This is a genomic window from Ensifer sp. 22460 (assembly GCF_052044935.1).
Classification (GTDB): domain Bacteria; phylum Pseudomonadota; class Alphaproteobacteria; order Rhizobiales; family Rhizobiaceae; genus Ensifer.
This window is the reverse complement of record NZ_JBQENZ010000032.1, coordinates 45,217-60,257: the sequence shown is the minus strand read 5'-3', so window position 1 is coordinate 60,257 and position 15,041 is coordinate 45,217. Positions and strand designations below refer to the sequence as shown.

General features: G+C 62.8%; 10 protein-coding genes. All 10 read right to left on the bottom strand.

Annotated elements, in window-relative coordinates:
- Positions 1–324: 324 nt before the first annotated feature.
- The 10 genes from ACTJKM_RS30350 to ACTJKM_RS30305 all read right to left on the bottom strand — a co-directional run bounded on the left by ACTJKM_RS30350 (position 325) and on the right by ACTJKM_RS30305 (position 14,994).
- Positions 325–2,337 (bottom strand): beta-galactosidase, encoded by a 2,013-nt coding sequence (locus ACTJKM_RS30350; protein ID WP_440638841.1) that lies wholly within the window; start codon positions 2,335–2,337, stop codon positions 325–327.
- A 127-nt stretch (positions 2,338–2,464) separates the two neighbouring features.
- Entirely contained in the window at positions 2,465–3,499 is a 1,035-nt protein-coding gene (locus ACTJKM_RS30345; protein ID WP_113513119.1) for a LacI family DNA-binding transcriptional regulator, read from the bottom strand.
- A 29-nt stretch (positions 3,500–3,528) separates the two neighbouring features.
- Entirely contained in the window at positions 3,529–5,235 is a 1,707-nt protein-coding gene (locus ACTJKM_RS30340; protein WP_113513121.1) for an MGH1-like glycoside hydrolase domain-containing protein, read from the bottom strand.
- 4 nt (positions 5,236–5,239) lie between these two features.
- Positions 5,240–6,052 carry a carbohydrate ABC transporter permease gene (locus tag ACTJKM_RS30335; RefSeq protein WP_058328116.1) on the bottom strand — a complete coding sequence of 271 codons (813 nt, stop codon included), beginning with the start codon at positions 6,050–6,052 and terminating at the stop codon, positions 5,240–5,242.
- Entirely contained in the window at positions 6,045–7,001 is a 957-nt protein-coding gene (locus ACTJKM_RS30330; protein WP_058328115.1) for a carbohydrate ABC transporter permease, read from the bottom strand. Before ACTJKM_RS30330 ends, ACTJKM_RS30335 begins: the two co-directional genes overlap by 8 nt.
- 19 nt (positions 7,002–7,020) lie before the next feature.
- The gene (locus tag ACTJKM_RS30325; protein ID WP_113513123.1) at positions 7,021–8,250 is read right to left on the bottom strand and encodes an ABC transporter substrate-binding protein; all 1,230 of its coding nucleotides are present in this window, start codon (positions 8,248–8,250) and stop codon (positions 7,021–7,023) included.
- A 20-nt stretch (positions 8,251–8,270) separates the two neighbouring features.
- Complete coding sequence (locus tag ACTJKM_RS30320) at positions 8,271–9,419, bottom strand: sn-glycerol-3-phosphate ABC transporter ATP-binding protein UgpC (protein ID WP_113513125.1); 1,149 nt, start codon at positions 9,417–9,419, stop codon at positions 8,271–8,273.
- A 196-nt stretch (positions 9,420–9,615) separates the two neighbouring features.
- Complete coding sequence (locus ACTJKM_RS30315; RefSeq protein ID WP_440661567.1) at positions 9,616–12,648, bottom strand: aminotransferase class III-fold pyridoxal phosphate-dependent enzyme; 3,033 nt, start codon at positions 12,646–12,648, stop codon at positions 9,616–9,618.
- A gap of 17 nt (positions 12,649–12,665) precedes the next feature.
- On the bottom strand, positions 12,666–13,358 hold the full coding sequence (locus tag ACTJKM_RS30310; protein ID WP_113513129.1) for an SDR family oxidoreductase: 693 nt from the start codon (positions 13,356–13,358) through the stop codon (positions 12,666–12,668).
- On the bottom strand, positions 13,339–14,994 hold the full coding sequence (locus tag ACTJKM_RS30305) for an amino acid ABC transporter permease (protein WP_113513131.1): 1,656 nt from the start codon (positions 14,992–14,994) through the stop codon (positions 13,339–13,341). The genes ACTJKM_RS30310 and ACTJKM_RS30305 overlap by 20 nt, the downstream gene beginning before the upstream one ends.
- Positions 14,995–15,041 lie beyond the last annotated feature (47 nt).

Below are 15,041 nucleotides of genomic sequence, written 5' to 3'. Positions count from 1 at the left end.
ATGCAAAGCCTGTGCCAGTCTCATATACCCGCGTCTTCAAAGGCTTGCGGGAGATCCGTTCTCATCTTTCGCCTATCCGGATGCAGTCAGCTCGCTTTCTGGGCACCGTTTTTCAGGCAGCAGATATCGGCGCGCCACCCACGTCCGGTCGGAGCGAGCATTCTCCTCTGCGCTGGCTGCCACTCATCGCATCCTCAGGTCGAAGCCGACCGGACATGAGTCTCGCGCCAAAACAGGCCATCGTCGCCACACCGCGCACCCGGATCTATGCACGGCGTGACGAGCGAGATCGGTTGGAAAGCGGGTCTGTTGCCCGCTTCCCTATCACTCCGTCCAGATCGCGACGTCGACCGGATCGAGCCTGCGGCCGCCGACATGGAAGGTCGCACCGGCCGCTGCCGGCACGTCGACGGCCGTCTTGCCGTAGTTGAAGGCGAAGGTAAGCTTGCCGCGACGGGTGATGCGCAGATCGCCGAGATCTGCGAGCGCCTCGACCGAAGCCCAACCAAGCGCATCGCCGATCACCTTGCTCAAGAATTCACCGCGTGCCGCGGTTGCCAGATACCGCGCCTTGTCGTTGCCGACTAGCGCCGGGGCACCATTGCGGTAGTCACCCTCGAAGGTCGCAAGCACGCTCTCTCTGGTCCTGACCGTCTCGCGCCAGACGCCAGCCGGGTAAGTCTCGTTGCCGTAAAGCACGCTCTCGGCATGAAACTCCGGAAGCGACTCGACGCGCGCGACGCTGACGTCGATCAGCGAGGCGAGCGGCCCTGGCGGCAAGCCTTCGGGAATGTGCATATCCTCGGTCTTGCTTCCACTGCGCGGTCCGAACAGAACCTTGGCGCCGGAAGCGGCTAGGTTCTGAACGAACGCCTGATCCGGAATTACGAGGTCGGGCGCCAGCACCAACTGGTAGCCCTCGAGATCCGAGTGCTGGCCGATGATGTCGACGTCGACGCCGAAGCGAGCGACGGTCGAGTACCAGTCGAGCGCGATCTGCGACGCCAGATAGGTGCGGCCCTGCGGCAGCGCCCGGGTCGCCCAGCGCGAATTATAGTCGAGCAGGATCGCGAGCTTGGCCTTCTCGCGGCGCTCGCCCTTCGGCAGCCGCTTCATCTCCTCGGCGACCTGCGCAACTTCGAGATATCCCTGGTCCGCCTCGCTGTTCGGCAAGAGCAGTCCGGCATGGAACTGTTCCTGCGCAAACGGCACCTGACGCCAGCGGAAATAGGAAACCATGTCGACGCCATGGGCATAGGCGAGCCAGGTCCAGAGCCGGACCATGCCGTCGGCCGGCGACTGGTTGTGCGAAGCCCAGTTCACCGGACCCGGCTGCTGCTCCATCACCCAGACGCGACCGTTGCCGACGGCGCGGTAGAGATCGTGGTTGAAGGCCGGCTGATCCGGATCGCCGACGCGGAGGTAACGGCCCTTGTCTTCGGAGGAGAGACGGCCGTTGAGCAGTCCACCCATCGGATAGACGTCCCACGACGCGATATCGATGTCCTCGCCGACCTTGTAGTGATCGAAATCGGTATTTTGCGACATGAAATTGTGCGTCACCGGACGGCCCGGCGAGTGTTTGCGGATGATATCGACCTGCGCCTTGTTGAAGCTCTTCACCTGGTCGGAGGAGAAGCGGATATAGTCGACGATATGAGTCGGGCTCGGCTCTTCCACAAGATTGTTGGGAAGTTCGACCTCGTCGAAGCTCAGATAGTTCATTGCCCAGAATGCCGTGCCCCAAGCCCGGTTCAGTTCCTCGACCGTGCCGTAGCGCTCAGCCAGCCATTCGCGGAAGGCGCGCAGCGCCTCGTCGGAATAGCTGTAGATCGTGTCGTGGTCGCCATATTCGTTATCCGTCTGCCAGGCGTGCACGAAGGCATTATTGCCGTAGCGCTCGGCCATGGCTTGCGAGATGCGCGCCGCTTCGATGCGGTAGCGGCGGCTGGAAAAGCAGTAGTGACGGCGGGCACCGAACTTGCGCACCACGCCCTTGACGTCGACGGGCAGGATATCCGGATAGCGATCGATCAGCCACTTCGGCGGGGCGGCGGTCGGCGTGCCGAGGATCACCTTGAGGCCGGCATTGCCGAGCACTTCGATCGCCTCGTCCAGCCATTCCCAATGGAACTCACCCGACCTCGGCTCGATCTTCGCCCAGGCGAATTCACCGATGCGCACCCAGGCAAGCCCGAGCTCGACCATGCGGCGCGCGTCCTCCTCCCACTTCGCGCGCGGCCACTGCTCTGGATAGTAGCAGACGCCGAGTTCCAGCATGTCGGTCTGCTGCTCTTTGGCGTTGAAGCGGTTCGATCTCGTCAGGGGCATGTGCACGGGGGTCCGGTCCTTCGTCATTTCATTCGGCCGGTTGGTTCCAGCCTCGGGTTTTGTCTGCTTGTCGTGGATATAAACGTTTATATCCACGAGCATGAAAGGGCGCCCTGTTCGGGCAAAAAAATCGTCAACGGTTCGGGTTCAAGCGATCGTCGCAGCGTTCGATGAGGTTAGGCATCAGGAGCGTCTGCAGCGCCTCCGGCGGTTCGCCTTCCATGCGCCTCAAAATATAGGCGCCGAGCAGGCTACTCGGCTCACTGATCGGCAGGTAATAGGTGGTGATCGGCGGCGCGAAATACTGGCTGACATTGAGGTCGTCGGTGGCATTGATCACCGCATCACGCCCATGCACCAGACCGCGCTCATGGAAGCCGGAGAAAGCGCCGAGCGCTGAGGCTTCGTTGGCGCAGATATAGGCGGTCGGCGCATTGCTGAGTTCAGACATCGTGAGCACGTTCTCGCGGCCGAAGGCCGGCGTCAGCCGGCCATGGGCGACGAGGGCCGGATCATAGGGCAGGCCAGCGACTTCAAGGGCACGCTTGTAGGCTTCGAGCCGGGTGATGCCGTAGCTCAAGTCAGAAAGCGGATTGAGCAGCGCGATGCGGCGATGGCCGCGCTCGACCAGCCGCGCCATCGACACCCGGATCATCTGTTCATTGTCGGCGTCGACATAGGCGTGTGGCGCGTTGTGGATGCTGGTGCCGTAGGTGACGAAGGGAAAGTCCGCCGCCTGCATGGTGCGGATGCGCGGATCGTCGGCGCGCGTGCCCGAGATGATGATGCCGTCGGCCTTCTTCAGCGACACGATCTGCTTGATGACCGCCTGGCTTTCCTCGAAATTTCGGACGGCATAGAGCGAAACGCGATAGGGGCTGTCTTCAAGCGCCCAGGAAATGCCGCTCAAGAGCTGGGCGTATTCGACGCCTTCCCACTCGTTCTGCTTCGGGCCAGGTGCGGTCATGATCGCGGCAACCTGGTAGGTCTTGCCGGTGCGCAACTGCACGCCATGCATGTTGAGTTCGTAGCCGACGCGCTCGGCCGCCTCGATCACGATCGCGCGCGTTTCCGGGCGAACCTGAGGCGAATGCTTCAGGGCCTTGGACACGGTGGCGATGGAAAGCCCCGTCTCCTGCGCGATGGTCTTGATCGTCGGTCTCTGCATGGCGTCTCTGTTCGTCACGGGTTGCTAGATCACGATGATTTGGGTCGGCTGAGCGATGCCGCCAGCTGAAGGTAGACTGCGGATGTCCAGGCGAATGCCCGATCGCGAAGGCCCCTCCCCGAGCGCGCATCGAAGTTTTCGGCCATACCGCTTTTGCTGGCAAGTGAACAGAACTTTTCCGCGACATCGCGCGCAAGTTCAATCTTCCCTTGCCGGCGAAGACCGTCCCAGAGGAGAAGGGTAGTCGGGGCCCAGATGGGTCCGCGCCAATAGCCATCGTCCTCGTAATACGAACTCTGCGGGCTCTCGGTGGCGGGGCCCCATTCCGTGATGAAGCCGCCGGCCACGAGCCGCGCCACGAGTTTCTTGCGCATCTCAGAAGTCAGTCGCGCACCCAAGAGCAGCGGCATGAACTGGATGAGGTTGTCTCCCGGCAGGATCCGCTCCGGATCCGCGGCAAGCCGTGCACCGAAGGTCTCCCCGGTCCACAGCCGCTCGAACAGTAGGGTCTGCAGACCGTCGGCCTTTTGCCGCCACATCGCCTGAGGGCCCGCGTCGTCCTCCAAGAGGGTCGCCAGCGCCTCGCAGGCAAGGATCAGAAAAACGGGCAGATCCGGCGAGATTACCGGGCCGCCTTCGGCAAAGAAGGTGGCATTGTCCCAGCCGCTGTCGTTGCCGTGGAAGTAGGACGGCAGGCTCGCTGCATCCTTGCGCCCATAAGTCAGCCAATAGTCGACCTGCTTGCCAATCGCGTCGCGCAGGTAACGCTTGCGCTCTGCCGTCAGGAAGGACGGGTCGGCGGCAGCGATCAGCGACACCGCCCACCCATGCACCGGCGGCTTGGTGAAGGCGAAGAGTACGTCGCGGTCGTTGATATAATCCGGCAGCAGTCCGGACGCGTCCTGATGGTCGAAGATCACTGCCAACTGATCGAAGGCAAGGTCCTGATCGAAGGCGGCGACGCCAAGGGCGGAAAAGGCGTTGTCCCAGCTCCAGATGTTGATCATGTGGTTCTTCGACATGTAGATCGCCGGCCGCGTCAGCGCGCCGCCGGTCGGTACGCCGTTCGCCCAGAGCAGATAGCTCGCCAGGCGATGTGCCTCGTCCTGGCCTGCGACGCCCTTCGGAACGCGCGCGTGCCACTGGGCGAAATCGGCCGTTGCACCCGAAAGGGCCTCAGCGAAACGGCCGGGTCGATCAACAGGCGGCACCGTGCGGAAGAAATCGACATGGCCCTCGAAGGCATCGGTGCCCGAGAAAGAAAAGGATACGTCCTCCGAATGGTCGCGCTGCCAGGCACCGGTGACCTTAAGGTCGCCTGTGATCGCGCGCGGGATGAACTTGACGTTCTCAACCGCGGCAACGAGGCAATCCTCGCCGTTCGGCGTGCGGTAGACATAGTCGTAGCGCGAGCCTTCGAGATAGAAGCGCACGCCGGCCCGTTTGCCGGCGATGTGCAGCCGCTCTCCTTCGCCGATGACGAAGGTGACCTCCCCCTCGCCGATGCGGGCGTCGAGCCGTTCCGGCGAAAGCACGAGCACGGGCGTCGCGGTCTTGCCCGCCGCATCGAGGAATTCGACACGGCAGAGGCGACCGAGGGACCGCCGCTCGTCGCCGCCGGCGACATGGCGCAGATAGAGCGCACGCTCGCCGTCGCGGCCCGGCACCCGCATCATCGAGAGCGTCAGGAACCGGCCCCTGCGGCTGAAGGGGACGTAGTCGATATCGAACAGCATGCCTTTATCCCTTCACCGACGATCCGACCGCGCCATCCATGATGTAGCGCTGGGCGACGAAGAAGAGCGCGAGCGGCGGCAGGCAGAGGATGACGGTGATTGCGGCAATCGACGTCACGTCCACCTCGTGCAGGCCCTTGAACATCGAGAGGCCGAGCGTCAGCGTGTATTTCGACTGATCGTTGAGGAAGATCAACGGGCCGAGATAGTCGTTCCAGGCGTTCATGAAGTGGAAGGTGCCGACCAGCACCAGCGCCGGCATCATCAGCGGCAGATGGATGCGCCAGTAGATGTCGAAGGCGTTGGCGCCATCCATGCGCGCGGCCTCGTCGATCTCCATCGGCACGGTCATGATGTACTGGCGAAGCAGGAAGACGAAGAAGGCGTCGGCGAAATAGGCGGGCACGATCAAGGGCTTCAGCGTGTTGATCCAGCCGAGCAGGTTGAACTCCATATAGAGCGGGATCATCTTCACGTCCCACGGGATCATCATCGTCGCCAAGAGCAGGATGAACAACGGGTCGCGGCCGGGGAAACGGAAGCGGGCGAAGCCATAGGCCACCAGCGAGGAGGAGATGAGTTGGCCGACGGTCGACAGCACCACCACGATCAGCGAATTGGTGAGGTAGGTGCCGAAGGGCTGCTTGTTCCAGGCGGCGGCAAAGTTCCCCCAATGCCATTCGGACGGCCAGAAGACCGGCGGGAACTGGTAGAGCTCGGCGCTGCTTTTGATCGCCGTCATGAAGGTCCAATAGAACGGCGCGATGAACAGCGCCGAGAGCAGGATGAGCGCGGAATAGAGCAGCGTCTTACGCATGGCCGTCTCCATCGTTCTGGCGGACTTCACCTTCGTAATAGACCCAGGCGGCCGACCAGCGCATGACGCCAAGGCTGAGCAGCAGAACGATGATGAACATCACCCAGGAGCCGGCGGCAGCGTAGCCCATGTCGAAATATTTGAAGGCGTTGTCGTAGATGTACATGGCGAAGAAATAGGTGGAGCCGAGCGGCCCGCCCTTGGTCAATAGCAGCGCGATCGTCAGCTGCTGGAAGGCCGAGATGATCGAGGTGATGAAGGTGAAGAGCAGCATCGGCCCGAGCATCGGCAGGGTGATGAACACCATCTGCGCCCAGCCGGGAACGCCGGAGACGGTCGCCGCCTCGTAGAGTTCCTTCGGGATCGCCTTGAGGCCGGTAAGCAAGATCAGCATGGTGCCGCCAAGGCCCCAGAGACTGGCGATGATGATGGCGACGATCGCAAGGTTCGGATCGCCGAGCCAGTTCGGCCCTTCGATGCCGACGAAGGACAGCATGAAGTTTAAGAGGCCGTATTCCCTGCTGTAGATCCAGCTCCAGATCGTCACCAGCGCGACGCCGGAAATGACGCTCGGCAGGTAGAAGGCGGTGCGGAAGAAGCCGCTGGCAAAGGTGATGTGGTGCAGCATCAGCGCCAGCAGGAACGACATGACGATGTTGAACGGCACGTAGATCGCCGCAAACTTCACCGTAATCCAGAGGCTTTCCCAGAACTGCGGATCCTCGAACAGCATGGAGCGGTAGTTTTCGAGCCCGACGAAGGTACGCTCACCGACAACAGGCCAGTCGTAGAAGCTCATCGTCAGCGAGAAGACGAGCGGGCCGAGCGTGAAGAACAGGAACCCGAGGATCCACGGGGAGATGAACAGATAGGGCGCCGCATAGCGCGCGATGGCGGAGCGCTTGCGCCTTGCCACCTTTGGCTCTGCACCGGCATAGGTCATATCCATCTCCCCGTACTCCCTTTTCTTACTTCATCAGCCGCTTCGAGCGGTTGACCGCATCGTCGAGATGCTGCTTGGCATTACCCTGGTCGATCATGGTCGCTTCGATGGCGCGGGCGAGATTGTCCTGGACCTTGCCCCAGTTGGCATTCTTTAGGAACGCATGGGTCTCGGTGTTCGAGGTGGCGAGAATGTCGAAGAAGGGCTTGTAGATCGGGTCCCTGGTCATGCCCTTTTCTTCCGCAACGCTGGTGCGCACCGGCAGGTCGTTGACGCGCATGGCGACGGCTTCGGGCGAAGAGAAGAACTTGACGAATTCCCAGGCGAGATCCGGATGCGCCGCGTCCTTGGCGATCGAGATCGCCGAAACGCCGAGCGCCGAATGGGCGGTCTTGTCGCCGAACTTCGGCAGCGGCGCGACGCCATACTTGATGCCCGAAGCATCGATGCCGGACTTCGACCACATGGCGCTCTGGAACATGGCGATCTTGCCGCCCTTGAAGAGCGTGCTACCAGACGTGTCGTCACCGAGGTTCAGCGTGATCGCTTCCTGCTTCTTGGCCATGTCGCCGAACATGTCGAGCACCTGCGCTGCCGCATCGCTGTTCATGTAGCCGTCGACCTGCTTGCCGTCGTCGGAGATGTACTTGGTGCCGTTAGACCAGAGGAACTGCTCGAAGTCGTAAGGGTCCGGCTTGGCGTCGACGGCGAAGCCATAGACCTTGTTCGGCTCATCGCGGAACTTGGCCGCCTTGGCGCGCAGGTCGTCCCAAGTCCAGCCGTCCTTCGGCTCCTCGACGCCAGCCTTGGCGAACATGTCCTTGTTGTAGAACACCACCTGGGTGGTGAAGCCCGACGGCATGCCGTAGGTCTTGCCCTCGACACGAACAGTGTTCATCAGGCCCTTCGGGAAATCGTCCGGCTTGATCTCGGCCGCGTCCTTGGCGATCAGGTCGTCGAGCGGCTCTAGCGACGTGTAGTATTGCGGAAAGTTCCACATATACATCACGTCAGGCGGGTTGCCGGCGCCGAAGGCGGCGATCAGTTTCTGATCGTAACCATCCGCATAGGGCTCCACCTGGACCTTCACGCCCGGGTGCTTTTCCTCGAACTTCTTGGCGATTTCCTGCTGGATCGCCAGGCTTTCCTCCGTGTCCCAGGTCGCAAAGCGCAGCACTTCTTCCGCGCGGGCCGTGGCGGTTCCGGCCATTGCCAGAACCATCAGCGAGCCGATGATCGACTTCCTGTTGAGCATGCTTCTCCTCCTCATTCGGGTCACGCGACCCTTTTGCTTTTTTCCTGATTGATCAGCATCTGCGTCTCGGGATCGAGCGCCCGCGCAATCGCCTTGCCGTCGACATCGAACAGATGGCAATGCTCGGCAGGGATGCGCAGATAGATGCGCTCGCGGTTTGAAACCGGGTGCGTGCCGCGCACGACCGCGGTCATGTCGGAACCGTTTTCAAGGCCGATATGGACGTGGCTTTCGGTACCGAGGCGCTCGACCAGGCGAACCTCGCCGACCAGATGCGCTTCCTCGGGCGAAACAAGCTCGAGCTTGTCCGGCCGGATACCGATGGTGATTGGCTTGTCCTTGGTGACGACAGCCGAAGACAGCGTTTCGAGCGTCAGGTCCCGCACCAGGCCACCGCCCGAAAGCGTCAATTCGGAACGGTCCTGGCGGACCAGGTTCGCGGCGACGAAGTTCATCTTTGGCGAGCCAATGAAGCCGGCGACGAACAGGTTCGCCGGCTGGTAGAAAAGCTCGAGCGGCGTGCCGAACTGGCTGACCTTGCCCTTGTCGAGGACCACGACGCGATCGGAGAGCGTCATCGCCTCCACCTGGTCGTGGGTCACATAGATCATCGTCACGCCGAGGCGCTCATGCAGCGCTGCAAGCTCGACGCGCATGGTGACGCGCAAGCCCGCATCGAGGTTCGACAGCGGCTCATCGAGCAGGAAGAGCTTCGGCTCGCGCACGATCGCTCGACCGATCGCCACGCGCTGGCGCTGGCCGCCGGAAAGCTGACGCGGCTTGCGGGCAAGCAATTCGTTGATGCGCAGGATGTCGGCCGCATTGTTCACGCGGCGGTCGATCTCGTCGCGCTTCATGCCGTTCAGCGCCAGGCCGAAGGACAAGTTCTTGCGCACATTCATGTGCGGATAGAGCGCGTAGTTCTGGAAGACCATGGCGATGTCACGCCTGGCCGAGGAAACGTCGGTGATGTCGCGCTCTCCGAGGCGGATGGAGCCACTATCCAGCTCCTCGAGCCCGGCGATGGAGCGCAGGAGCGTGCTCTTGCCGCAGCCCGACGGGCCAAGGAAGCAGACAAACTCGCCGTCGGCGATATCGAGGTTGATACCCTTCAAGACTTCAAGCGAACCAAAGCCTTTGCGCAAATTTTCGATACGGATCGCTGCCAACGGGCCCTCCCTGCCGGCGGAGCGCTTAGCAAAGGCCAACGGCATGAGCTATGCGCCTAGTTAAACGTTTATATGAACGATAAAAACGTTTAACTTTCTTGTAAAGCGGAAAATCGCATGGGTCCGATTTTGCTGTTGAAGGCCAGGAGCAATAACAAAACGGCCGCTCGGAGGGCGGCCGTTTTGGGCTTTTGTCTCAGACGGTTAGACGACCGAGCGTCTCGTCGAGCGCATTGAGGAAGCGGTCACAATCCTCGACGCTGAACGGTGCCGGCGGCTTTACCTTCAGCACATTGTGGTGCGGCCCCTCGCTGCTGAGCAGAATTCGGTGCTCGCGCTTCATCTCGGCGATGACGAAATCGAGCTCACGCGCGGCCGGCTCCAGCGTCTCGCGATCGCGCACCAGCTCGATGCCGGTGAAGAGACCGTAGCCTCTGACGTCGCCGATGATCGCATGTTTTCCGGCGAGCACTCGGGCACCGTCCATCAACCGGTCGCCGACGACCCGGCAATGGTGCATCAGCCGCTCGTCGCGGATGACGTCGAGCACGGCAAGGCCGATTTCGGCCGAAACCGGATTGCCGCCGAAGGTGTTGAAATACTCCATGCCGTTGGCGAACGAGGCGGCAATCGCCTCCGTGGTGACGACGGCTGCCATCGGGTGGCCGTTACCGATCGGCTTGCCCATTGTGACGATATCAGGCGTAACACCCTGCAACTCGTGCGCCCACATATGACTGCCGACGCGGCCGAAGCCGACCTGTACTTCGTCGGCAAGGCAGAGTCCGCCTGCCGCGCGCACATGCGCATAGGCCTCACGCAGATAACCCTCCGGCAGCGATAGTTGTCCGCCGGTGCCGAGAATGCCTTCACTGAAGAACAGCGCCGGGCTACGACCGTTTGCAGCGAGAGCCTCAACCTGCCTGCGCACGTCCTCGGCATACTTCCTGCCGGCATGGACGTCGCCGTAACGGTAGCGCCCGCGATAGAGGTCGGGCATCTCGGCGACCTTCACATGCGCCTGCTGCCCCTCCCCGCCCTTGCCGGCAAACTTGTAGGGGCTGACGTCGATCAGGCTCGACAGGTGGCCGTGATAGGCATGGTCGACCGTGATGATGTCGCGGTTGCCGGTATAGGCACGCGCCAAGCGGATGGCGAGATCGTTCGCCTCGCTGCCGGAATTGACGAAGAAGCAGACGTTGAGCGGATCCGGAAACTGCGCGGCAAGCCGGCGGGAGTACTCGACCAGCGAATCGTGCAGGTAGCGCGAATTGGTGTTGAGCCGCCGCATCTGCGCCTGCGCCGCCCTAACGACGCGGGGATGGCAATGGCCGACGTGGCAGACATTGTTGACCATGTCGAGCCAGCGCGTGCCCTCCTCGTCGATCAGGTGTGCGCCCTCGCCGCCGACGATCTTCAGCGGTGCTACGCTATAGGCGATGCTGAGCGACCGGCCGATGCGGCGATGACGTTCGCGCACCAGAAACTCATTGTCGCGGGGCACGATCACCGAGACCGGCACGGAGAGGCCGAGCACCACGCTCGGGTCCGGGCTCACATCGCGCCACACCTGCCACTGGTCGCGCACGCCGACGCCATGCATGCGTCCGCCGAGGCCGAGATGATCGGTGACGATCTGGAAATGCAGATGCGGCGCCCAGTTGCCATTTTCCTCGGCCGCGCCGAAGGCGGCGAAGACCTCGCCCTTGGCGATCGCCTGCCCCTCGGAGAGCTTGGCGACGATTTCGCGCGACAGGTGGCCGTAGAGCGTCCAGAAGCAGACACCACCATCGATCTCGTGCTCGAGCAGCACGGTCGGGCCGAAGCCGTAAGGGACGGCGTCATCGTGAATGAAGGCGACCTTGCCGGCAAAGGGTGCCGAAACCGGCTCGTGCACCGGCGCGAAGATATCGACGCCGAGATGCACGGAGCGACGCGCGCCTTCGACCGACGTCTGATAAGCCTCACCCTGATAGATGCCCCGGTCTTCGCCATAAAGACCTATGCCGAAGGCCGCACGCTCGCTGCCGATCCTCGCCGCTATGCGCGCTTCGGCTTCTGCTGCATCAGGGCTCGCCCATTGCGCGGCCTCCGGGCCGGATGCGGAGAAGTCGAAGACCGCGACCTCCGGCTTGGCGACGTCAGGACGAACGATCGGCGCAAAATCGTGCGCGTTCTTCTCGAGCCAACGGACGACCGCGGCCGCATGCGGAATCGGCGCCAAACCGCAGGCATCGCGGATGCGGGCGATGGCGATCGCCCGGTTCTCGCTCTGGAGCCACTTCAGTTCGCGCCAGACATCCTCCTGGCTGACGAGCAGATAGGTATTTTCAGGATTGTCGCGGATCTGTTTTGCCGCCATGCACATGCTGACGGCGTAGCGGGTCATGACGAGATCGAAGACCAGCTCGACTTCGGTTTCGCTCAAGCGATTGACCTGGTGATAGGCGCCGGCCAATGCTGCAATGGTCCCGATCGGATCCGCTGCTCCGATCAGCGCATAGGCCGAAGCGACGGCGATCTCGATAACGCGCCAGGTCTCGACCATGTCGCCGAAGTCGAGCAGACCACTGACCTGGCCTTGGCCGTCGAGCAGCACATTGTAATCGTTGGCGTCGTTGTGAATGACCTGCATCGGGCAGGTCGCAAGGCGAGGCAGGACAGCCAAAGCGAAATGATCAAGGATCGCGTCGACCGCCGCGCGCTTGTCCGGGCCGTCGATCAATTCCAAGTGTTTGCGATGCATGTCGGCCCGGCCGATGTCCCAAGCATAGAGCCGCTTGGTGCCAGCGTGCATGAAGCCTTCGAGGCTGCGATCAAGACCAGCCAGCAACCGTCCGAGGCTCTCGGCACTGGCGGCGTTGCGCACCGGCGCCTTGGCCCAGATGTCGCCGGGAAGCCAGGAGAGGAGCCGCGCCGTGCGCGGACCGCGAAGTTCGATCTTGCCGGTGACGGCGCCGGAACGATCGCGCAACGCGCGCGAAACCGACAGATCCGATGCCTTGGCGGCAAGGTGCTCGAGCACCGACACCTGCATGTCGAGCTCGTCCGCATCGCCGGCCGCGTGCAGCTTCAGCAGGTATTCCTGGCCATCGGCGGCCGAGACCCGATAGTTGAGATCATGTTCGCCCGGCAGCGGCGAAAGGCTTGCCTCGATGCCGTAAGTGGCGCTCAGCCACGCCCGGATCGTCGCCAGTTCCTGCTCGGTCTTCAACTCTCTCGCTGCCATTGTCTCCGCCTGTCCTGTCACCACGAAACCCGCCGCCCGTCATAGGCGCGGAAACTGCCGCTATCGGCCATATCTGCCCTGTCGATGATCGCCTTCAGCCCGGCCGCACTGGACGCGACCGAAACGACGGCGTCGCTGCCGCCCATGTCCGTCTGCACCCAGCCTGGGTGCAGCGACAGCACCGAAATGCCGTCGCCCCTCAGATCCTGCGCGAGCTTGACCGTCGCCATGTTCAGCGCCGCCTTGGAGCAGCGATAGGCGTAGTCGCCGTCATCGTCGTCGAGCGTGCCCTCGGCAAGTGAGCCGGCGCGGCTGCTGATATTGGCGACGATCCGGCGCTCACCGGCCTTGAGGTTGCTATGAAGCGCCCGCGTCAACAGAAGCGGCGCCAGCGCGTTGACCCGCATCACTTCCAGGAAGTCTTCCGTTTCGAGGCTGGAAAGACCACCCGTATCACCACGCACGCCCGCATTGTTGATCAGCACGTCAATCGCCACGCCCTGGAGCGCTTGCCCCAGAGCATCGATCGAAGGGGGATCGGCGACATCGAGCGGCAGTCGATCGGCACCGCCTTCGGTCGGAAGTGCCCCCCGCTGGCAGGCGATAACGCGCCAGCCGTCCACGGCATATATCCGTGCCAATTCGGCGCCGAGCCCGCGGGAGGCGCCTGTGATCAGGACCGTCGGTCGCCTAGCGGTGCTTGATGTCATATTTCCGCTCGATCATGTTGACGAGGCTGGCCGCCGCCAGCGTCAGGAAGATGTAGAAGATTGCAGCCGAGTTATAGGGCGCGAACGGCAGGAAGCTCGCCGACTGGAACTCGCGCATGCGTTGGGTGATGTCGCGGATCGACAGGATCGACAGCAGCGACGTGTCCTTGAGGATGGCGATCAGTTCGTTGCCGAGCGGCGGAATGATGATGCGGAAGGCCTGCGGCAGCACGACGAGGCGTGCCGTCTGCCAGCGGTTGAGGCCAATGCTGCGCGCCGCCTCGACCTGGCCGACCGGAATGGCGTTGATGCCGGAGCGGAAGATTTCGGCGAGATAGGCCGAATAGGCAAGCGCCATCGCGACGATGCCGCGCATCAGGTTTGGCGGGTCGAGCACGCCTTGGGACGCATCCTTGAGCGCGCCGCTCAAGGGCAGGCCGACATAGAGTACGATCACCAGCATGGGGATACCGCGGATCGTATCGACGATGAACTCCGATCCGATTGCCAGCGGATGGCGCTGATGCAGATAGCCGCCGAAGGTCAAGAGGCCGAGGATGATCGCAAGCACTGCGACTGTGACGCCCGCCGCCCGATCGCGGTCGTTCAGCGTTTCGGTCTTCCAGAGCACGGGCATATCGGCCGGAGCCGAAGCTGCCGGCAGCAGTGCCGCCGAAACGCCCTCGCCCTTGGCGATCGAGGCCAGCGCCTCGGTCGGGCCGACGAAGGTACGCACCGGGGTCTCAGTCTGCGGCGCGCCGTCATACTGGCCGAAGCGCACGGCGCTGATCAGTCCCGCCGGTGTGTTGGTCACGATGCCGACCTTGCCCTCGAGCGTGCCGGCGAGCACGTAGGTATCGCGTGGCTGCAGAAGGAACCAGCCGGCGGCCAGCGCCAGCACCAGCGTAGCAATGGCGAAGTAGAGGCTGGTCCTGACCGTCGATCTGAGTTGCAGCAACCCGACCCAGACAAGGCCCATGAGCGCTGCCAGGATGTAGGCCGCTATCGCCGCACGGATGGTGGTCGCGACGCCTGCGGCAAATGCGATGTGGGCGAAGAAGAAGACGAACACGAGGCCCGCGCCGTTGACCAGACCAATGATCCAGCGGGCAAGGCGCCGCACCCGGTCGTCAGGCGCTGAGCCTGAACGTTTGCTCAGGAAGAAAAGGCCGAGGCCGATCACGGTAACCGCGAAATAAAATGGGAACAACCACGCTTCGACGCCACGCACCATCAGATCGGCCGCCTCGGTCAATTGCCGTGGCGTCACGCCCTTGGCGATCAGTGTCGACTTGAACGGATCGACACCGTTGGCAACGACGGATGCGACGAAGGGATGGATGTTGTGGCCGATGACGAGGACGGCCGCAGCGGCAAGATTGAGCACGGCTGCGACATTGGCCAGTCGCGGACGCGGCGCCTTGGCGCGCGAGAAAACGAGCAAAGCGATCCCTGACGCAAACGCGATCGCCAGCGCCAGAAAGCCCGGCACGAAGGCCGATGAGCCGTTTTCGACGCCGAGGATCGCCCGCAGCGAGCGCTGGTAGTCGCCGGAGGAAATGAAGAGATAGATGATGAAGGGCAGCGCGGTCAGGATGATGAGATTGCTCGGACGCACGCTTCTCAGGAACGACATTCATTCCTCCGGGGGCATAGTAGACAGACGGAAGACCCGGAGCGCGA